The organism is Pseudoxanthomonas sp. LjRoot143 (assembly GCF_964252945.1).
Lineage (GTDB): Bacteria > Pseudomonadota > Gammaproteobacteria > Xanthomonadales > Xanthomonadaceae > Pseudoxanthomonas_A.
The window spans coordinates 3,485,066-3,505,356 of sequence record NZ_CAXUPM020000001.1 but is presented as its reverse complement, the minus strand read 5'-3'; the positions used below and the strand labels follow the sequence as shown (position 1 = coordinate 3,505,356).

Here is a 20,291-nt window from a genome sequence, read left to right as displayed (position 1 = left end):
CATGGCGAACACGATCGAAGTCAAAGTCCCCGACATCGGCGATTACAGCGATGTCCCGGTCATCGAAATCCTGGTCGCCGTCGGCGACACGGTGAAGAAGGACCAGGGCCTGGTGACGCTGGAATCCGACAAGGCCACGCTGGAAGTGCCGTCCTCGGCCGCCGGCGTGGTGAAGGAACTCAAGGTCAAGCTGGGCGACGCGCTGTCCGAGGGCAGCGTGGTGGCCGTGCTGGAAGCCGAAGGCGCTGCAGCGTCCGCACCGGCACCGGCCGCGCCGGTGGCTCCCGCCGCGCCCGCGCCGACGCCTGCTGCTGCTCCCGCGCCTGTCGCGGCAGCCCCGGCTGCACCTGCGGCCGCCGGTGGCGGTGGCCTGATCGAAGCCAAGGTCCCCGACATCGGCGACTACGACGGTGTGCCGGTCATCGAGATCCTGGTCGCCGTGGGCGACACGGTGAAGAAGGACCAGGGCCTGGTGACGCTGGAGTCGGACAAGGCGACGATGGAAGTGCCGTCGCCCGCCGCCGGCGTGGTGAAGGAAATCAAGGTCAAGCTCGGCGACGAGTTGGCCGAAGGCAGCCTGGTCGCGATCCTGGAAGGCGAAGGTGCCGCTGCGGCGCCGGCCAAGGCCGCGCCGGTGGCTCCGTCCCCGGCAGCGCCTGCCGCACCGGCGACCTCGGCACCGAAACCGGCGCTGGGTACCGGCAAGCCCGCCGACATCGAGTGCCGCATCGTCGTCATCGGTTCCGGTCCCGGTGGTTACACCGCCGCGTTCCGCGCCGCCGACCTCGGCCTGGATACCGTGCTGATCGAGCGTTACGAAACGCTCGGCGGCGTCTGCCTCAATGTCGGCTGCATTCCGTCGAAGGCGCTGCTGCACGCGGCGGCGCTGATCGAGGAAGCCTCGCACTCCGAGGACATCGGCATCAGCTTCGGCAAGCCGAAGATCGACATCGACAAGCTGCGCGGCTTCAAGCAGGACAAGGTGGTCGGCCAGTTCACCAAGGGTCTGGCCGGCATGGCCAAGCAGCGCAAGGTGCGCACGGTCACCGGTGTGGCGAAGTTCGTCTCGCCGAACGAGCTGGAGATCGTCGGCAGCGACGGCAAGACGCAGCTGCTGCGCTTCGAGCAGTGCATCATCGCCGCCGGTTCGCAGGCGGTGAAGCTGCCGAATTTCCCGTGGGACGACCCGCGCGTGATGGATTCCACCGACGCGCTGCAGCTGGCCGACGTGCCGAAGAAGCTGCTCGTCGTCGGTGGCGGCATCATCGGCCTGGAGATGGCGACGGTGTATCGCGCGCTGGGCGCTGAGGTCACCGTGGTCGAGTTCATGGACCAGCTGATGCCGGGCGCCGACAAGGACCTGGTGAAGCCGCTCGCCGACCGCCTGAAGAAGCAGGGCGTGGCCGTGCACCTGAAGACCAAGGCCGCCAAGGTGGAGGCCTCGAAGAAGGGCATCACCGTCGGCTTCGAAAGCGCGACCGAAGGCCAGAAGCCGGAGCTCGAGTCGGGCACGTGGGATCGCGTACTGGTCGCCGTGGGCCGCTCGCCGAACGGCGGCAAGCTCGATGCCGACAAGGCCGGCGTCACCGTCACCGATCGCGGCTTCGTGCCGGTCGATGCGCAGATGCGCACCAACGTGCCGCACATCTTCGCCATTGGCGACCTGGTCGGCCAGCCGATGCTGGCGCACAAGGCGACGCACGAGGGCAAGCTGGCGGCGGAAGTCGCGGCCGGCGAGAAGAAGGAATGGGTCGCCCGCGTGATCCCGTCGGTGGCCTACACCGATCCGGAGATCGCGTGGGTTGGCGTGACCGAAACCGAGGCCAAGGCCAAGGGCCTGAAGATCGGCGTGGGCAAGTTCCCGTGGGTCGCGTCCGCGCGCGCGGTCGGTATCGGTCGCGGCGAGGGTTCGACCAAGCTGATCTTCGACGAGCACACCCACCGCATCATCGGTGCCGGCATCGTCGGTGTGCATGCGGGTGACCTGATCAGCGAACTCGCGCTGGCCATCGAGATGGGCGCGGAGGCCGGCGACATCGGCGCGACCATCCATCCGCACCCGACGCTCAGCGAATCGGTGGCGATGGCGGCCGAGGTCTACGAAGGCACCATCACCGACCTGTACATCCCGAAGAAGAAGTAAGCTTCCAAGGGACGCCGGAAACGAAAAGGCCACGCAGATGCGTGGCCTTCTTCGTTGTCGGACGGCGTCAGGCGGGCAGGGGCATCGCCTTCGCAGCGCGACGTGCCTCGATCCGCTTCCACACCTTCTCGTGGAAGTGGAACACCACTGTATTGGTCGCCGGCTCGATCAGCGCCAGCATGCCGCCGACCAGCAGGCTGCCGGTAAACAGATAGCCCAAGGTGAAGGCCACCGCGAAATGCAGGATGGCGAAGCTCAGGGTCTTGTTCACGGCGGGGCTCCAGATGAGAACTGGTCTCAAGTATGGGCGCCCCGCGCGTGTCGTCCAATGAAACGTTCCGCTCGTATCGATAGTCAATGTCTATCGATCAGAAGCGGAACGTCACGCCCGCCATCGGTCCGTGCACCTTGAACTGTCCGGTCACCTTGCCGGCGACATCGACCGTGCCGACACCCGATTCGGGCGGTGCATCGAAGGAGCCGGTGTAATCGTTGCTGAGCTTCAGGCGGAACCAGTCATAGCCCACGTGAATGCCCAGGCGCTCGGTGACCAGGTACTCGACCAGCAGGCCGCCGCGTTCGAAGTGGCCGCGTTCGTCCACGAAGTCGCCCCAGCGGGTATCCAGGTACTGCGCCTGCGCCTCGACCCGGAGTCGCGGGGTCGGCGCCCAGCTCACCCGCGTATGCAGGTTGGGCGAGGTGCCGTCCTTCTTCCAGCGGAACGACTCCCACTGCGGGTCGACGTCGCCGGTGCCCGTGCTGGTGCCGGTGCCGCGGGCTTCCAGCACGGCGTGGGTGACGCCGGCGCCGAGGCCCCACTGGAACCGCGGCGTGTCCACGACCGCGAACTCGTAATTGAGGCTGGCCAGCTCGAAGCTGAGGCGGCCATCGATGTCCACCGCCGGGACTTCCACCGGCTCGCCGGGGATGTCGACCTCGTCGACGAGGTTGCCGGGATCGATCCAGTCGCCATCGAAGTTCCAGGACTGGTTGCGGCGGTAGTCGTAGTAGTTCAGGCGCAGCGACTGCCGCGGGGTCATGTTGAAGGCGAACTCACCGCGCGGCCGCCAGCGGCCGTCCGAGTCGATGCTGCCCGAGGCCGACAGGTCTTCCGTCTGCTCCCCATCGGTGGCGACACCCGTGCCGTCGAGGCGGATGTTGGCTTCGGGATTGAAAGCCGACAGACGGACTTCGAAGCGGGCGTCATCGGCGAAATCCTGCGCGAAGGCGGCGCCTGCGAGGCAGGTCAGCGGCAGGCAGGCGAGGACCGCAGCGAAGACGGGCGTGCGGTGGGGGCGAGGGCGGTTCATGGGCGCTCCATGCGTCGAGGGGGGAACCCAACCCTCACGGCACGGGGGTCGTCATCGAGTGAATTGGATGAACGACGAAGGCCTGGATCCGCCTGCCTGCGCGATCCGGACGCCACAAAAAGTGAAGCCCCGGGGGCAGCCGGGGCTTCGTGGAAGGCCTGTGGCGGAGCATCGGACGAGGAAGTTGAGCAGCAGGCCTTGCAGGGACTGACAGGCGGTTTCCGGCAAAGTTCCGGAAAATGTCCGGGAAAATTCTGAACAGGGAAACGGTTACACCCAGACGGGGCAGGGGCTGCGGCCCGATCGTGCCCGGAGGCCAGCTTTCGACCTTTGGCGGTTGTCCCGGAAATTGTCCCGCTGCTATACTTTTGCGGCTCGGCGAGGCGCATTACCGCCTCGTACCCCGCCAATTCCGTAGGGCTTTCGTGTGCTGAATTCCGTCGCTGCGGGTCGGCGGCTGGTGTTGCGCGCCGCTGTCTGGCAGACGGGGGCGGTACTGCTGGTCGCGCTGCTGTTCCTGCTGTGGGGCGTGCCCCAGGCGGTTGCGGCGGCCGTCGGAGGGTTGGCGATCGTGGTTGGCGCACTGCTGGCGGCCTGGATGGCCTTCGGCGGTGGTGTCCTCGGGGCGGTCTCGGCGGTATTGAGGCTGGTCGCGGGGATGGTGGTGAAGTGGGTCGTGGTGATTGGCGTGCTGGTGATGGGCGCGGGGCTGTACAAGTTGCCCCCGCTGCCGTTGCTGGCAGGCGTGATCACCGGACTGGTGGCACAGGTGCTGGTCGCGACCGGCAAGCAGCGATAACCCAATCTAGACGAAAGGTTTCCGACTCATGGCGGGCGAAGCTCTCACTCCCACCAGCTACATCCAGCACCACCTGAAGAACCTCACGGCCCAGGTGGGCGGTGAAGGTCCGTTCTGGACGATCAACGTCGACACCTTCGTGACCGCCGTGCTGATGGGCCTGGTCATCGTGTTCGCGTTCTGGATGGCGACCCGCAGGCCGACCGCCGGCGTGCCGGGCAAGTGGCAGGCCTTCGTCGAGATCATGCTCGAGTTCGTCGACAAGCAGGCCCGCGACACCTACCACGGGACCAGCAAGCTGGTGACGCCCATCGCGATCACCATCTTCTTCTGGATCCTGATGATGAACCTGCTGAAGATGATTCCGGCAGACTTCATCGCCAAGCCGCTCGAACTGATGGGCGTGCACTACTGGAAGCCGGTCCCGACCGCCGACGTCAACGCCACTCTCGGCATGTCGATCAGCGTGTTCTTCCTGATGCTGGTCTTCGCGTTCCGCTCGAAGGGCCTGGGCGGCTTCGCGCACGAATTCCTGACGGCGCCGTTCGGCAAGTGGATGATGCCGTTCAACCTGATCCTCAACATCGTCGAATGGGTCAGCAAGCCCATCTCGCTGGCGATGCGACTGTTCGGCAACATGTTCGGCGGCGAGATCGTTTTCCTGCTGATCTGGGTGCTGGGCGGCGCGGGCATCGTGGGCATGCTCGGCGGCGCGGCGTTCGGCCTCGGCTGGATGCTGTTCCACCTGCTCGTCATCCCGCTGCAGGCCTTCATCTTCATGATGCTGTCGATCGTCTACCTGAGCCTGTCGGAAGACAGTCACTGAGTTTCCGCTTCACCGTTTCGCCTTTTACCATCCACCTTTCAAGCACTTAAGTTCCGGAGATCACCATGGAAAGCATCCTCACCAACCTCGCCCAGGTCCAGGCTTCGACCGCCCTCGCCATCGGCATCATGATCGGCCTGGCCGCGCTGGGCGCCGGTCTGGGTCTGGCCATCATGGCCGGCAAGTTCCTGGAATCGGCTGCCCGTCAGCCGGAACTGATCCCGGTCCTGCAGGTGCGCATGTTCATCACCGCCGGCCTGATCGACGCCGCGTTCATCATCTCGGTCGCCGTCGGCCTGCTGTTCGCCTTCGCCAGCCCGTTCATCACGATCTTCACCGAGCAGCTGGCCAAGCTGGCGGGCTGATCCGTCGCGTGCACGCCTGATCGTGGGCCCTTCGTCCACGATCAGTCATCAGGCGTAGCTGGGCCGGCGCGTTGAGCGCGGGCCCTTCATCACCGGCAGGTTTACGATGAATATCAATCTCACTCTGTTCGCCCAGGCGCTGGCCTTCGCCGGTCTGATCTGGATCATTGCGACCAAAATCTGGCCGCCGCTGCTGGCTGCCATCGAAGAACGCCAGCAGAAGATCGCTGAAGGCCTCGCTGCGGCCGACCGCAGCCAGAAGGATCTGGCGCAGGCCCAGGAAAAGGTCAACGAGGCGTTGAAGGAAGCCCGCGTCAAGGCCAACGAGATCATCGACCAGGCCCACGCGCGCGCCAACCAGATCGTCGACGCGGCCAAGAACGAAGCAATCGCCGAAGCCAACCGCCAGAAGGCGCTGGCCGAAGCCGAGATCGACGCCGCCGCCACGCGTGCCCGTGAGGATCTGCGCAAGCAGGTGTCCGCGCTGGCCGTCAGTGGTGCCGAGAAGCTGCTGAAGCGCGAGATCGATGCCAACGCCCACAAGGCGCTGCTCGACGAACTCGCTGCCGAAATCTGATCCGGACGATCTGATCGATGAGCCAGGCCCTTACCGTCGCCCGTCCCTACGCCCGCGCCGCTTTCGCGACCGCGCAAGGCGAAGGCGCTCTCGCCGCCTGGTCGCAGGCGCTGGGTTTCGCCGCGCATGCCGCGGCGGACCCGCGCGTGGCCGCGCTGCTGCCCAATCCCCGCCTGTCGCCTGCCGAAGCCGCGGCGCTGCTGGCACCGGAAGGTGCGGGCGAGTCGTTCTCGCGTTTCCTCGCCGTGCTTGCCGACGCGCGCCGCCTGGCGCAGCTGCCGGAGATCGCGGGCCTGTTCGAGGAGCTGCGGGCCGAGGCCGAGCACATCGTGAAGGCCAAGGTCACCTCGGCGACGGCGCTGCCGTCCGCCGAGCTCGACCAGATCAAGGTCGCGCTGAAGAAGCGTTTCGGCCGCGAGGTCGAGGTCGAGACGGCGGTCGACGCATCGCTGATCGGCGGCGCCGTGATCGATGCCGGCAGCGTGGTGATCGACGGCTCGCTGAAAGGCAAGCTGGCGCGCCTGCAGTCGGCGCTGACGCACTGAATTCCCATTGAACCGCCGCGCGCAAGCCGGCACACAGGACTTACCCATGGCTACCACGCTCAACCCCTCTGAAATCAGCGACCTGATCAAGACCCGTATCGAGAAGGTCAAGCTGGCCGCGGAGTCGCGCAATGAAGGCACGGTCACCTCCGTGTCGGACGGCATCGTGCGCATCTTCGGCCTGGCCGACGTGATGCAGGGCGAAATGATCGAGCTGCCCAACAGCACCTACGCACTGGCGCTGAACCTGGAGCGCGATTCGGTGGGCGCCGTGGTCCTGGGCGACTACGAGCACCTGCGCGAAGGCGACGTGGCCAAGACCACCGGCCGCATCCTGGAAGTGCCGGTCGGTCCGGAAATGCTCGGCCGCGTAGTCAACGCGCTGGGCGAGCCGATCGACGGCAAGGGCCCGCTGGGCACCTCGCTGACCGCGCCGGTGGAGCGCGTGGCCCCGGGCGTGATCTGGCGCAAGTCGGTCGACCAGCCGGTGCAGACCGGTTACAAGACCGTCGACGCCATGATCCCGATCGGCCGTGGCCAGCGCGAGCTGATCATCGGTGACCGCCAGACCGGCAAGACCGCGCTGGCCATCGACGCCGTGATCAACCAGAAGGGCACCGGCATCAAGTGCGTGTACGTGGCGATCGGCCAGAAGGCCTCGACCGTCGCCAACATCGTGCGCAAGCTGGAAGAGAACGGCGCGCTGGCCCACACCGTGGTCGTCGCCGCCACCGCCTCCGAGTCGGCCGCGATGCAGTACATCAGCGCCTACTCCGGCTGCACCATGGGCGAGTACTTCATGGACCGCGGCCAGGACGCCCTGATCGTGTACGACGATCTGTCCAAGCAGGCCGTGGCCTACCGCCAGATCTCGCTGCTGCTGAAGCGTCCGCCGGGCCGCGAAGCCTATCCGGGCGACGTGTTCTACCTGCACTCCCGCCTGCTCGAGCGCGCCGCCCGCGTGTCCGAGGAGTACGTGGAGAAGTTCACCGAAGGCAAGGTCACCGGCAAGACCGGCTCGCTGACGGCGCTGCCCGTCATCGAAACGCAGGCCGGCGACGTGTCCGCGTTCGTGCCGACCAACGTGATCTCGATCACCGACGGCCAGATCTTCCTGGAAACCGACCTGTTCAACGCCGGCATCCGCCCGGCCGTGAACGCCGGTATCTCGGTGTCGCGCGTCGGTGGCGCCGCCCAGACCAAGATCATCAAGAAGCTCTCGGGCGGCATCCGCATCGCGCTCGCCCAGTACCGTGAGCTGGCCGCGTTCGCGCAGTTCGCCTCGGACCTGGACGAAGCCACCCGCAAGCAGCTGGAGCGTGGCCAGCGCGTCACCGAGCTGATGAAGCAGAAGCAGTACGCGCCGATGTCCATCGCCCTGCAGGCGCTGTCCATCTACGCCGTCAACGAGGGCTACCTGGACGACGTGCCGGTCAACAAGGTCCTGGCGTTCGAAGAGGCGCTGCACGCGCACTTCACCAACACCCAGGGCGCGCTGGTCGACACGATCAACAACACGGGCAACTGGAACGACGAGATCGAAGGTACCTTCAAGAAGGGCATCTCCGAGTTCAAGCAGACCGGTACCTGGTAAACCCGTAGGGTGGGCTTCGGCCCACCGTTCGTAGGCAGGCGAGCCCCGGCTCGCCCGACGAAGACGAAACAAGCGAGCGAGAGATGGCAGGCGGACGCGAAATCAAAACCAAGATCAAGAGCGTGCAGAACACCCGCAAGGTGACGCGCGCGCTCGAGATGGTCTCTGCCTCCAAGATCCGCAAGGCGCAGGAGCGCATGAAGACCTCGCGCCCGTATGCGCGCGCGATGAAGCAGGTGATCGGCCACCTGGCCCAGGCCAACACCGATTACCAGCACCCCTTCATGGTGGAGCGCAAGGACGTCAAGCGCGTCGGCTTCATCATCGTGTCGTCCGACCGCGGCCTGGCCGGCGGCCTGAACAACAACCTGTTCCGCAAGATGCTGGGCGAGATCCGCCAGTGGAACGAGAAGGGCGTCGAGGTCGACGTGGTCACCATCGGCCAGAAGGCCTCGGTGTACTTCCGCCGGGTCAAGGTCAACATGCTGGCCAGCGTGTCGCACCTGGGCGACGCGCCCAAGCTCGACCAGCTGATCGGCGTGATCAAGGTGATGCTGGACGCCTACACCGAAGGCAAGCTGGACCGCGTGTTCGTCGTCTACAACGACTTCGTCAACACGATGACCCAGCGCGCCGCGTTCGACCAGCTGCTGCCGCTGCCGGCGTCGGAGACGCAGGTCGCGCACCACGACTGGGACTACATCTACGAACCCGATGCCGAGACCGTGCTCGACCACGTGATCACGCGCTACATCGAGTCGCTGGTGTACCAGGCCGTGCTGGAGAACATCGCGTCCGAGCATGCGGCGCGCATGGTGGCCATGAAGGCCGCCAGCGACAACGCCAACAAGCTCATCGGTACCCTGCAGCTGGTCTACAACAAGGCCCGCCAGGCGGCGATCACCCAGGAAATCTCCGAAATCGTCGGCGGCGCGGCGGCAGTCTGACGCGCTTCGTCACAAGAATTCATCTAGAGGAATGCAGCAATGAGTCAGGGCAAGATCGTTCAGATCATCGGCGCGGTGGTTGACGTCGAATTCGCGCGCAACGAAGTGCCGAAGGTGTACGACGCGCTGAAGGTGGAAAACACCGCCATCACGCTCGAAGTGCAGCAGCAGCTCGGCGACGGCGTCGTGCGCACCATCGCCCTCGGTTCCACCGACGGCCTGAAGCGCAACCTGGTCGCCGTGAACACCGATCGCGCCATCTCGGTGCCGGTCGGCGCGGGCACGCTGGGCCGCATCATGGACGTGCTGGGCAACCCGATCGACGAAGCCGGCCCGGTGCAGGCGTCCGACCATTGGGAAATCCACCGCGCCGCCCCGTCGTACGAGGACCAGTCCTCGGCCAACGACCTGCTTGAAACCGGCATCAAGGTCATCGACCTGATGTGCCCGTTCGCCAAGGGCGGCAAGGTCGGCCTGTTCGGCGGCGCCGGCGTCGGCAAGACCGTCAACATGATGGAACTGATCAACAACATCGCCAAGGCGCACTCGGGTCTGTCCGTGTTCGCCGGCGTGGGCGAGCGTACCCGCGAGGGCAACGACTTCTACCACGAGATGAAGGACTCCAACGTCCTCGACAAGGTCGCGATGGTGTACGGCCAGATGAACGAGCCGCCGGGCAACCGCCTGCGCGTCGCGCTGACCGGCCTGACCATGGCCGAGTACTTCCGCGACGAGAAGGACGCGTCCGGCAAGGGCAAGGACGTGCTGCTGTTCGTCGACAACATCTACCGCTACACGCTGGCCGGTACCGAAGTGTCGGCGCTGCTCGGCCGCATGCCGTCGGCCGTGGGTTACCAGCCGACGCTGGCCGAGGAAATGGGCGTGCTGCAGGAGCGCATCACGTCGACCAAGACCGGTTCGATCACCTCGATCCAGGCCGTGTACGTGCCCGCGGACGACCTGACCGACCCGTCGCCGGCCACCACGTTCGCCCACCTGGACGCGACCGTCGTGCTGAGCCGTAACATCGCTTCGCTGGGTATCTACCCGGCCGTGGATCCGCTCGACTCGACCAGCCGCCAGCTGGACCCGAACGTCATCGGCCACGAGCACTACGACACCGCGCGCCGCGTGCAGGCCACGCTGCAGAAGTACAAGGAACTGAAGGACATCATCGCCATCCTCGGCATGGACGAACTGTCCGAAGAAGACAAGCAGGCCGTGTCGCGCGCCCGCAAGATCGAGCGCTTCTTCAGCCAGCCGTTCCACGTGGCGGAAGTGTTCACCGGCTCGCCGGGCAAGTACGTCTCGCTGAAGGACACGATCCGCGGCTTCAAGGCCATCGTCGACGGTGAGTACGACCACCTGCCGGAGCAGGCGTTCTACATGGTCGGCGGCATCGAAGAAGCGGTCGAGAAGGCCAAGAAGCTCGCCGAGAAGGCGTAAGCGACGCGCGGCGGGCCCGTCCCGCCATCGCGTGAACGTCCGGCGGGCTTCGGCCCGCCCCACGAGCCAAAGAGAGTTCCATGAGCACCATCCGTTGCGACATCGTCAGCGCCGAGCAGGAGATCTTCCACGGTGAAGCCACCCTGGTCGTCGCCACCGGCGAGCTGGGCGAACTCGGCATCGCGCCGAAGCACGCGCCGCTGATCACCCGCCTGAAGCCGGGCAAGGTGGTGGTGACGCTGGCCTCCGGCGAGCAGCTGGACTTCGCCATCTCCGGCGGCATCCTCGAAGTGCAGCCGCAGGTCGTCACCGTGCTGGCCGACACCGCGATCCGCGCGCAGGACATCGACGAAGCCTCGGTCCGCAAGGCCAAGGAAGAAGCCGAGCGCATCCTGTCCAAGCAGGATCCGAAGATGAGCGTCGAGGAAGCCCAGGCCCAGCTGGCCATGAGCATCGCCCAGCTCAGCGCGCTGGAGCGCCTGCGCAAGAACCTCAAGCACTGAGGTCTTTCGTCAAAGCGTCATCGGGAACGCCGGCCTTGTGCCGGCGTTTTCGTTTCCGCCGTCAGCGGTACACCACGTGCCGCCACAGGAAGAATGCGACCACGGCGAGCGCGCCTTCCACCAGCGGCTTGGCCAGCCACGCATGCGCGAGCCCCAGCGTCCCGGCGACCCAGGTCACCGCCAGCGTGCTGACGACGGTCAACGGGATCCAGACCAGCAGGAACTTGCCGAAGCGCCACCAGCCCAGTCGCGCGTCGCCCGCCTGCGCGAACGTCACCCGCCCGTTCAACCAGAAGCCCAGCAAGGCGCCGCCGATGCGGCCGGCGAGGTTGGCGGGTGCCGCCGCGATGCCCAGCACGGTCAGCGCGACGAACAGCAGCCAGTCCAACAGCAGTTGCAGCAGGCCGACCACGACGTAGCTGCCGCCTTGGCGGAACAAGGTGTGGCGAGGGGGGGGGAGGGTCATGGCCGCATGTTACCTGCGGTCCTCCGTTCTGGTGGCACGATCCCGCTGCGATCTGCGTTCAAGAAGGGACTTGTTACCATGCGGTCTCTTCGCGCCACGCACTTACTCAGGGAAGTCCAGATGAAGCCACTGCACGTCGTGATCCTCGCCGCCGGCGAAGGCAAGCGCATGAAGTCCGCGCTGCCCAAGGTGCTGCAGCCCATCGCCGGACGGCCGATGCTCGGGCACGTGATCGATGCGGCGCGCGCGCTGGCGCCGGCCGGCGTGCATGTGGTGTACGGGCACGGCGGCGATCAGGTGCAGGCGGCGCTCGCCGACCAGGGCGACCTGCACTGGGCGCATCAGGCGCAGCAGCTGGGTACCGGCCATGCGGTGGCGCAGGCGATGCCGGAGATTCCCGACGGTGCACGTGTGCTGGTGCTGTACGGCGACGTGCCGCTGACCCGCAGTGAGACGTTGCAGCGCTTGCTGGACGCACCCGGGCGGCTGGCGGTGCTGGTCGCCGAGCCGGTCGATCCCACCGGATACGGACGCATCGTGCGCGACGAAGCGGGCCGTGTGGCGGCGATCGTCGAACACAAGGATGCGGACGAGGAACAGCGCCGCATCCGTACCATCAACACCGGCATCATCGCCGCAGACGGCAGCGCGCTGAAGGGCTGGCTGGCGCGCCTGTCCAATGAGAACGCGCAGGGCGAGTACTACCTGACCGACGTGTTCGCGATGGCGGCGGAGGAATTCACGCCGGCCGAAATGGTGCTGGTCGGTGAACCGATCGAGGCCGAAGGCGCGAACGATCCCTGGCAGCTGTCGCAGCTCGAGCGCGCCTACCAGCTGCGTGCCGCGCGCGCGTTGTGCACGCAGGGCGCACGCCTGATCGATCCCGCGCGTTTCGACCAGCGCGGTACCGTCAAGGTCGGTCGCGACGTGCAGATCGATGTGGACGTGGTGCTGGAAGGCGAGATCGAACTGGGCGACGGCGTCATCGTCGGTCCGTTCTCGCGTCTCAAGGACGTGAAGCTGGGCGCCGGCACGCAGGTGCGTGCGCACTGCGATCTCGAGGGCGTCGTCAGCGAAGGCGCTGCATTGATCGGCCCGTATGCGCGCCTGCGTCCCGGTACGCAGCTGGCCGACGGCGTGCACGTCGGCAACTTCGTCGAGACGAAGAACGCGCGCATCGGCGTCGGCAGCAAGGCCAACCACCTGACCTATCTCGGCGACACCGTGATCGGCAGCGGCACCAACATCGGCGCCGGCACCATCACCTGCAACTACGACGGTGTGAACAAGTTCGTGACGACGATCGGCGACCGCGTTTTCGTCGGCTCCAACTCCTCGCTGGTCGCGCCGGTGACGCTGGCAGATGGCGCGACCATCGGCGCAGGCTCGGTGATCTCGAAGAATGCGCCGGCCGATACGCTCACCGTCGCGCGTGCGCGTCAGGTCAGCATCGAAGGCTGGCAGCGGCCGGTGAAGAAGCCGAAGTGATGCCAGGCGGGCCTTGGCCCGCCCTACATAGTCTCCGGCAGCTGTATCGACACGCACAGGCCACCGCCCTCGCGGTTGTGCAGCGATAACCGCCCACCGTGGGCCTCGATGATCTCGCGGGTCAGCGCGAGGCCCAGCCCGGTGCCGTTGCGCTTGGTCGAATAGAACGGCACCAGCGCGTTCTGCAGCACCGATTCGTTCATGCCGGTGCCGCGGTCCATCACCTCGATGCGCAGCCAGCCGGGCAGGCGCGTCAGGCGCACCGACACGCCGTCGGCCGTCGTGCCGGATTCGTGCGCGTTCTTCAGCAGGTTGAGCAGCGCCTGCTCCAGCTGTGCGATATCGATGCGGCCGTCTATCTCCGTTTCCGACATCACCAGCTCGAAACCGATCTGCCGCTGCAGGCCTTCGAAGAACGCGCGCCAGTGCACCGTCTGCAGTTGCGGCGAAGGCAGCTTGGCGAAGCGGGCATAACCGCGGATGAAACCTTCCAGGTGGCGCGCGCGGTCCTCGATGGTGCCGAAGACCTCTTCCAGCCGCTCATGGCGCCCACGGCGCACCAGCTCCGCGCCAGAATGCGCGAGCGACGCCACCGGTGCGAGCGAATTGTTGAGTTCGTGGCTGATCACGCGGATGACCTTCTTCCACGTCATCACTTCCTGCCGCCGCAGCTCGCTGGTCAGCAGGCGCAGCAGCAACAGCTCATGCGGACGTCCGTTGAGGCGGAAGCTGCGGCGCGCGAGGTGGTACACCTGTTCCTCGCCGTCTTCCTCTTCGCTGCCGATGGCGAACAGGCTGTCGCCACCGCGGGCGAGCGCTTCGCGCATCTCGACCGGGGCGGATCCGATCAGCGCTTCGTAGTCCTGGCCTTCGAGTTTCCAGCCGCTGTGCAGCAGCTTGCGCGCCGCCACGTTGGCGAAGATCACCCGGCGAACGCCGTCGCCGCCGGGCGCGACCAGCAGCATGGCGACCGGGGTGTTCTGCACCATGGTGTCGAGCAGCAGTTCGCGCTGGACCAGGCTCAGGCGCTGCTCGCGCAACACCTCGCCTAGGGCGGAGTGCGCCTGCACCAGTTCGGCGAGTTCGTCGTGGCCGCGCCAGTGGATACCGAAGTTGTATTCGCCGTCGCGATAGCTGTTGACGCTGCCGGCCAATGCGCGGAACAGCGAATGGGTGCTGTGCAGGCCGCGCCGGATCGCCCACATCGCCAGGGGCAGGACCACGATGGCCGAGACCAGTGCGGCCACCACATCGTCGCCGATCCAATGCGACAGCAGGATCGGCAACACCACCGCCAGCGCCAGCAGGGGCAGCAGCCAGGACAGCACGCGGCCGGCGAGCGAACGACGGATCATGGCGCCTTGATGCCGAACCGTTCCATGCGCCGGTACAGCGCCTGCCGGCTCATGCCGAGATCGGCGGCGGCCTGCGCGATGACGCCACCGGCACGCGCGATGGCGGTTTCGATGTCGGCACGTTCCGGCTCCGCGACGGCCGCACTGCGCACCGGTGCGGGACGCGGCAGGTTGAGGTCGGCGGCCTCGATGCGGTCGCCCATCGCCAGCAGCCCGGCGCGCTGGATGACGTTGCGCAGCTCGCGCACGTTACCCGGCCAGGCATGGCGCAGCAGCGCGGCGCGCGCGCTTTCGGCCAGCGGCTTGTCGGCGGGGCGGAAGCGTTCGGCCAGCGGCAGGATGTCGCCGGGACGCTCGGCCAGCGGCGGCAGCGCGAGTTCGATCGCGTTGAGGCGGTAGTAGAGGTCTTCGCGGAAGCTGCCGTCGCGGATCATCGCGGGCAGGTCGGCGTTGGTCGCGCTGATCACGCGCACGGTGACATGCCGTTCGCGATTGGAGCCTAGGCGCTCGAAGCGCCCGGTCTCCAGCACGCGCAACAGCTTCATCTGCCCGGTCAGCGGCAGGTTGCCGATCTCGTCGAGGAACAGCGTGCCGCCATCGGCCGCTTCGAACTTGCCCTCGCGCGCCTTGTTGGCGCCGGTATAGGCGCCGGCGTCGGCACCGAACAGTTCGGCTTCGATCAGTTCCGATGGCAGCGCGCCGCAGTTGAGCGTGACGAAGGCGCCCGACCTGACGCTGGAGTTGGCCTGGATGATCTCGGCGATCTTTTCCTTGCCCGCACCGTTCGGGCCGGTGATCAGCACCGGCAGGTCGGAGCGTGCGACCTGACAGGCGAGTGCGATCACGCGCTCGCTGGCCGGATCCTCGAACACCAGGTTGCGCAGGTCGTACTTGCTGGAGAGCTGGTCGCGGCCACGACGCTCGCGGCTGCGGCGACGCTCGAGTTCGCTACGCGCCTCGGCGAGTTCCAGCAATGTGTTGACCGTGGCGAGCAGCTTGCGGTCGTCCCACGGTTTGGCGACGTAGTCGGCGGCACCGGCCTTCACCAGGTTCACCGCAACCTCGAGATGCGTCCACGCGGTCAGCAGGATCACCGGCATGTCCGGCCACTGTGCGCGGATGTCGGCGAAGAGCTGCTCGCCTTCCGCGCCCGACGTGGTGTCCTGGGTGAAGTTCATGTCCTGGATGACCAGGTCGATGTGCTGCTCACGCAGCAGCGTCAGCCCGGCCGCGGGCGACTCCGCGTGCAACGTATCGATGTCGTGCAGCGAAAAGAGGACTTCCAGTGCCGTACTGACGGCCAGGTTGTCGTCGATGACGAGGATGGTGGGCATGCGCTATAGCCTAACCGAAGGGCTGCGGCTGACGAGATGCGGGGGGATGCGTCGCGTCAGGCGGACAGGCCACGCGGCAGCGGACTGCACGGCCACGATGGTCCACAGGGCGATGGCCGCGAGCGATGTCGCCGACGGTGCGGACGGACTCCACGCCGGCAGCAGTGGTGGCAGCGCCCAGGCCGCACACGCCATACCGAGGACCGACGCGATGGCAGCGAGGAGCAGGTATTCGCAGCGCAGCCGGCGCGCCAACTGCAGGGCGGTCGCGCCAAAGGCACGGCGCAGGCTGAACTCCTGGGTGTGCTCCTGGATCCAGCGATGGCCACCCAGCGTCAGCATGCCCAGGGTCAGCAGCCACCAGGCGGCGCACACCGCCAGCGATGCGCGGGCGCGGTGCAGGACGTCCTGCGAGGCGCGCTCGCGCAAGGTGGACATGGCCTCTGGTGTGGGGATGACGGCGCCGGCATACGCTTCTTTCAGGGCCGCGCGCATGCGTACCGACACGACGTCGGCGGTGCCGGCGTAGCGGACGAGGAAGTGGGCTTCATCGGCGCGCGTCATGCGGACAGGCAGCAAGAGGGCGGTACCGTCGCGGCGATGCGCACTGGCGGGCAGCGGGATCCGGTCGATCACGCCGATAACGTGCAGCCGTTTGCCCGGCAACATCTGCAATGTCCGGCCCAGTGGGTCGGCGGCGCCGTACAGGCGCCGGGCAAGCGCGGCCGAGAGGATGACGGGCGCCGGGTCCGCGTGCAGACGCTGCTGGTCACCCGTGTAGTCCTGGTAGTCCGTTGTCGCGAATGCGCGGCCGCGTGAGAGCGCGATGCCGAGCGTGGCGAAGAAGCGCTCGTCCGCCAGATACGTCGAAACCAGCGGGCGCGATGCGTGATCCTCGTCTGCCCACACGTGGACGCTCCATGCGCTGTTGCCGTAGGGCGCCTGGTTGGTCGCGGCCGCTGTCTGCACGCCGGGGACGGTACGCAGCACCCGCAGGACGTCGGCGGTCTCGACGTGGTTGCCGGCCGCCGTCTGCAGCCACGGCACGAGCAGCAGATGTGTCTCGTCGATGCCGCTGGGGCTGGTGCGCGCTGCTTGCGATGCCTCCATGGCCTGCCACGCGTGCAGGCACAGCACCACGCCGATCGCCAGCTGCAGGGCGAGCAGCCAAGTGCCCGCGCGCGGCCGGCCCAGCAGCAGGAACGGGGAAGACGGCATCGGCCTCTCCGATGGACCATGCACGCCCGATGGCGTGCATGGTGGCGGACGGACGGGGAACGGTCAGGCGGTGCGCGTCGCCACGGCCGGCGGCACCGACGCGGCCTTGCGCGCCGGTCCGTACACGGCGACCTGGCCGAGCAGCCACAGCAGCACGGCGCCCACGGGCAGGTACAGCAGCGGCAGGCGCGGCAGTTCGTACTTGCCCATCAGCAACTGGTTGATGCCGTAGGCCAGGATCATGCCGATGACGATGCCGATGGTCGCCAGCAGGAAGTTCTCGGTCTGGAAGTAGCGCAGGATCTGTCCCTTCGTCGCACCCAGCGCACGGCGGATGCCGATCTGCTTGGTCCGCTGCTGCACCCAGAAGCTGGCCAGGCCGACGATGCCCAGCGCGGTGACGATCAGCAGCGAGACGATCACGGTGAGCAACAGCCACGCCATCGCGCGGTCGCCCTGGTAGTACTTGTCCATAATCTCGGTGAACGTGCCTTCGCGCAGGATCAGCCGGCGTGCGCTGTTCTTCTCCAGCGTGGCGATGGCCGCCTTCTGCACTTCGGCACGACGCTCGGGCGTGGTACGCAGCACGAACGTCCCCATGGTGATGTCCTTCGCCGGCAGGATCATCGTGTAGCCGGCTTCCGCGGGACCGCCGTTGTCGTTGGTGCGGATCAGGCGCTCGACCACGCCGACCACGCGGTGCGGCACGTTGTCGGCATTCCACGAGATGATGTTCTTGCCGATCGCGCTCTCACCCGGAAACAGCTTGTTCGCCAGTTCCCGGCTGATGATCACGGACGGCATCATGACCTTCGCGTTCTGCTTGTTCATCTCCGTCCAGTTGGAGTACTCGTCCGCCGTGAAGTCGCGACCTTCGGCCAACCGCAGGCCCAGCGTGTCGATCACCGCATCGCCCAGGTAGACGTTCGCCTGCGCGGAGGGGCGCTCCTGGTTCGGTACCAGCTGGATCGAGGTGTTCCACGAGGAGTTGTCGAACGGCACGTGGTTGATGCTGCCGGCAGCCTTTACGCCGGGCAGTGCACGCAGGCTGGCGACGTCCTGCTTCACCAGCGCGTCGGCATCGGGGTTCTCGCCGAGGTTGCCCATGCTGATGCGCACGATCTCCTCGTTGGCCAGGCCGGTGGGACGGTCGATGCGCTCCAGTCGCTGGGTGATCAGGAAGACCGCGTTGCAGATGATGGCGCACGACAGCGCCACTTCCAGCACGATCAGCGCGGCTGCCGTCTTGTGGCGGGCCAGGGTGGAAAGAATGGGACGGATGTCCATGACGTGCCTCTTGGATGGATGGGTCACTGGCTCTTGAGCTGGATGGCGGGCGTCACCTGCATCGCGCGCCAGGCGGGCAGCATCCCGGCGAGCAGGCTGGCGACGATCGCCAGCGCGAAGGTGGCCAGCAGCATCTTCAGGTCCATGTGGGCCAGGTCGGCATACCCTGCCGGCTGCTGGCGGACCGCCAGCAGGCCCAGCCAGGCCAGCACCAGCCCCAGCACGCCGCCGACCAGGCCGACCGTACCGGCCTCGACCAGGCATTGCGCGAAGATCGCCTTGCGCGTCGCGCCCAGTGCGCGCCGCACGCCGATCTGCGAGGAGCGTCCGAGGAACTTCGCCAGCAGCAGGCCCACCGTGTTGAGCAGGCAGACGGCCAGGAAGCCGAACGCCAGCCACACCTGCAGGCGCACGTCGCCGGGCACCGCGCCCTGCTTGTCGAGCCACTGCATCACGCTGTGCAGGTCCACGTTGTTGGGACGCTCGAAGCGGCCCGCCGCGCGCTGCTGGTCGGAATAGTTTGCCAGGTATTGCTTGTAGGCTTCGACTTTCGCCGGCGTGCCCAGCTCGACCCAGTACTGCAGCCATGAGCACGGCGCATTGGGGCCGCGCGACCCTTCTTCTTCCCCGCTGGAGTCACCCCAGCAGTTCATGTTGCCCTGGGTGCCCATCTTCACGTTGAGGGCGGTCCAGAACGGCACGAACAGTTGCTCCACTTCGGTGAAGCGGTCCTGCGTCATGTCGTAGAACTTCGGCGCGGGGCGCCACTCCTCCAGCACGCCGATGATGCGGAACGTGGCGCCGGAGGCCTTGAGGTCGCGACCCACGCTGTTGGCGCCGCCGAACAGCTTGTCGTTGAGGGCCTTCGAAATGACGGCGACACGCGCGCGCGATTCGTCGTCCGCCGCCGACCAGCCGTTGCCGTAGCGGAACGGCACATCGAACATCGGGAAGAAGTCCGCGGTGGTGTAGCGTGCATCGACCCGGAACGGCTCGATCTTGCCGTCTTCGGATTCGACCGACGACGCGCCGCCGCTCATCAGCGCCTGGCGGTCGCCCTTCTTGTCGCGCAACAGGCGCTCGGCGTCGAAGCGGGTGAACTGGTCTTCCGGCTCTTCGCCGGGGGTGAAGCCGTTCATCGAGCGCGGGTCGATCCGCGGGTAGAAGAGCTTGTCGCTCTTCTGCGGGATCGGATCGCCGGACAGCACGTAGAACACGGTCAGCGTGGTCATGCTGGCGCCGATGCCGAGCGCGATGGCCAGCACCATCAGGAAGGTCAGCGCCTTGTTGCGCTTGAAGCTGCGCAGCGCGAGGGAGAAGTAGTAGCCGAACATGGCGGGGTCCTCAGGCGGAGGCGTTGGCTTCGGCGGCGTGCGCCGCGCGGATCAGCGCTGGCTCCACCGACAGGTCGGTGGCCATGCCGTCGACGATGTGCACGTTGCGCTGCGCGCGCGCGGCCAGTTCAGGGTCGTGCGTGACCATGATGATGGTCGTGCCCTGGCGGTTGATCTCCTCCATCAGCTCCATCACGCCGCGCGCCATCTGCGAGTCCAGGTTGCCGGTCGGTTCGTCCGCCAGCAGCAGGCGCGGGCTGCCGGCGAGCGCGCGCGCGATCGCGGTGCGCTGCTGCTGGCCGCCCGACAGTTCGGCCGGGAAGTGCTTCATGCGCGAGCCCAGGCCCACGCGCGCCAGCGCATCTTCGATGCGCTGCTTGCGTTCGGCCGCCGGCATGCCGCGGTAGCGCAACGGGACATCGACGTTGTCGAACAGGTTCAGGTCGGGGATCAGGTTGAAGCCCTGGAAGATGAAGCCGATCTTCTGGTTGCGCAGGCGCGAGCGCGCGTCGTCGCCGAGATGGCTGACGTCCTGGCCGTCGAGCAGGAACTGGCCGCCAGTGAAGGTCTCCAGCAGGCCGGCGATGTTGAGGAACGTGGTCTTGCCGGAGCCCGACGGACCGGTGACGGCGACGAACTCGCCCTCGCGGACATGCAGGTCGAGCGAACGCAGCGCATGCGTTTCCACCTGTTCGGTGCGGTAGACCTTGGCGACTTGGCGCATCTCAAGCATGGCGGGTTCCTTCTTCGGGTT

General features: G+C 66.9%; 20 protein-coding genes. 11 read left to right on the top strand and 9 right to left on the bottom strand.

All coding sequences use genetic code 11. The annotated features are described in order from the left end of the window. The first annotated feature begins 1 nt into the window (after position 1). Positions 2-2,143, top strand: a complete 2,142-nt coding sequence (gene lpdA / locus ACSQ1W_RS16975; protein ID WP_436044868.1) for a dihydrolipoyl dehydrogenase — start codon at positions 2-4, stop codon at positions 2,141-2,143. 67 nt (positions 2,144-2,210) lie between these two features. On the opposite strand, the gene ACSQ1W_RS16970 is transcribed toward lpdA, so the two are convergent. After that, positions 2,211-2,414 (bottom strand): DUF2061 domain-containing protein, encoded by a 204-nt coding sequence (locus tag ACSQ1W_RS16970; RefSeq protein ID WP_436044867.1) that lies wholly within the window; start codon positions 2,412-2,414, stop codon positions 2,211-2,213. 97 nt (positions 2,415-2,511) lie between these two features. Beyond that, the gene (locus ACSQ1W_RS16965) at positions 2,512-3,453 is read right to left on the bottom strand and encodes a hypothetical protein (RefSeq protein WP_436044865.1); all 942 of its coding nucleotides are present in this window, start codon (positions 3,451-3,453) and stop codon (positions 2,512-2,514) included. A gap of 427 nt (positions 3,454-3,880) precedes the next feature. Between ACSQ1W_RS16965 and ACSQ1W_RS16960 the strand changes: the two genes are divergently transcribed. The 9 genes from ACSQ1W_RS16960 (at position 3,881) to ACSQ1W_RS16920 (ending at position 11,055) form a co-directional block, all read left to right on the top strand. Beyond that, entirely contained in the window at positions 3,881-4,252 is a 372-nt protein-coding gene (locus tag ACSQ1W_RS16960; RefSeq protein WP_192273737.1) for a hypothetical protein, read from the top strand. 28 nt (positions 4,253-4,280) lie between these two features. After that, a complete protein-coding gene (atpB, locus tag ACSQ1W_RS16955) occupies positions 4,281-5,078 on the top strand; it encodes a F0F1 ATP synthase subunit A (protein ID WP_192273736.1) in 798 nt (265 codons plus the stop codon). A gap of 65 nt (positions 5,079-5,143) precedes the next feature. Then, entirely contained in the window at positions 5,144-5,443 is a 300-nt protein-coding gene (gene atpE, locus ACSQ1W_RS16950; RefSeq protein ID WP_055939490.1) for a F0F1 ATP synthase subunit C, read from the top strand. A 106-nt stretch (positions 5,444-5,549) separates the two neighbouring features. Beyond that, positions 5,550-6,020, top strand: a complete 471-nt coding sequence (locus tag ACSQ1W_RS16945; protein ID WP_062357049.1) for a F0F1 ATP synthase subunit B — start codon at positions 5,550-5,552, stop codon at positions 6,018-6,020. 17 nt (positions 6,021-6,037) lie between these two features. Further along, entirely contained in the window at positions 6,038-6,565 is a 528-nt protein-coding gene (locus ACSQ1W_RS16940; protein WP_436044863.1) for a F0F1 ATP synthase subunit delta, read from the top strand. Positions 6,566-6,611: 46 nt separating this feature from the next. Next, positions 6,612-8,159 carry a F0F1 ATP synthase subunit alpha gene (gene atpA, locus ACSQ1W_RS16935; protein WP_436044861.1) on the top strand — a complete coding sequence of 516 codons (1,548 nt, stop codon included), beginning with the start codon at positions 6,612-6,614 and terminating at the stop codon, positions 8,157-8,159. 83 nt (positions 8,160-8,242) lie between these two features. Beyond that, positions 8,243-9,106 (top strand): F0F1 ATP synthase subunit gamma, encoded by an 864-nt coding sequence (gene atpG / locus ACSQ1W_RS16930; RefSeq protein ID WP_436044860.1) that lies wholly within the window; start codon positions 8,243-8,245, stop codon positions 9,104-9,106. A gap of 39 nt (positions 9,107-9,145) precedes the next feature. Further along, positions 9,146-10,552 (top strand): F0F1 ATP synthase subunit beta, encoded by a 1,407-nt coding sequence (gene atpD, locus ACSQ1W_RS16925; RefSeq protein WP_192273731.1) that lies wholly within the window; start codon positions 9,146-9,148, stop codon positions 10,550-10,552. A gap of 80 nt (positions 10,553-10,632) precedes the next feature. Beyond that, on the top strand, positions 10,633-11,055 hold the full coding sequence (locus ACSQ1W_RS16920; RefSeq protein ID WP_062357065.1) for a F0F1 ATP synthase subunit epsilon: 423 nt from the start codon (positions 10,633-10,635) through the stop codon (positions 11,053-11,055). A 61-nt stretch (positions 11,056-11,116) separates the two neighbouring features. Here the strand turns inward: ACSQ1W_RS16920 and ACSQ1W_RS16915 are convergent, their stop codons facing one another. Then, a complete protein-coding gene (locus ACSQ1W_RS16915; protein ID WP_192273730.1) occupies positions 11,117-11,521 on the bottom strand; it encodes a GtrA family protein in 405 nt (134 codons plus the stop codon). 120 nt (positions 11,522-11,641) lie between these two features. Here ACSQ1W_RS16915 and glmU point away from each other — a divergent pair, with 120 nt between their 5' ends. Continuing rightward, complete coding sequence (gene glmU, locus ACSQ1W_RS16910) at positions 11,642-13,009, top strand: bifunctional UDP-N-acetylglucosamine diphosphorylase/glucosamine-1-phosphate N-acetyltransferase GlmU (protein WP_436044859.1); 1,368 nt, start codon at positions 11,642-11,644, stop codon at positions 13,007-13,009. A 23-nt stretch (positions 13,010-13,032) separates the two neighbouring features. On the opposite strand, the gene ACSQ1W_RS16905 is transcribed toward glmU, so the two are convergent. The 6 genes from ACSQ1W_RS16905 to ACSQ1W_RS16880 form a co-directional block, all read right to left on the bottom strand. After that, positions 13,033-14,364 (bottom strand): sensor histidine kinase, encoded by a 1,332-nt coding sequence (locus tag ACSQ1W_RS16905; protein WP_436044858.1) that lies wholly within the window; start codon positions 14,362-14,364, stop codon positions 13,033-13,035. Then, a complete protein-coding gene (locus tag ACSQ1W_RS16900) occupies positions 14,361-15,698 on the bottom strand; it encodes a sigma-54-dependent transcriptional regulator (protein ID WP_192273727.1) in 1,338 nt (445 codons plus the stop codon). The genes ACSQ1W_RS16905 and ACSQ1W_RS16900 overlap by 4 nt, the downstream gene beginning before the upstream one ends. A gap of 3 nt (positions 15,699-15,701) precedes the next feature. Then, positions 15,702-16,916 carry an ABC transporter permease gene (locus ACSQ1W_RS16895; protein WP_436044857.1) on the bottom strand — a complete coding sequence of 405 codons (1,215 nt, stop codon included), beginning with the start codon at positions 16,914-16,916 and terminating at the stop codon, positions 15,702-15,704. A gap of 63 nt (positions 16,917-16,979) precedes the next feature. Beyond that, on the bottom strand, positions 16,980-18,203 hold the full coding sequence (locus ACSQ1W_RS16890; protein WP_192273725.1) for an ABC transporter permease: 1,224 nt from the start codon (positions 18,201-18,203) through the stop codon (positions 16,980-16,982). A gap of 23 nt (positions 18,204-18,226) precedes the next feature. After that, positions 18,227-19,537, bottom strand: a complete 1,311-nt coding sequence (locus tag ACSQ1W_RS16885; RefSeq protein WP_192273724.1) for an ABC transporter permease — start codon at positions 19,535-19,537, stop codon at positions 18,227-18,229. A gap of 10 nt (positions 19,538-19,547) precedes the next feature. Further along, positions 19,548-20,270 (bottom strand): ABC transporter ATP-binding protein, encoded by a 723-nt coding sequence (locus tag ACSQ1W_RS16880; protein ID WP_062357085.1) that lies wholly within the window; start codon positions 20,268-20,270, stop codon positions 19,548-19,550. Positions 20,271-20,291: the final 21 nt, after the last annotated feature.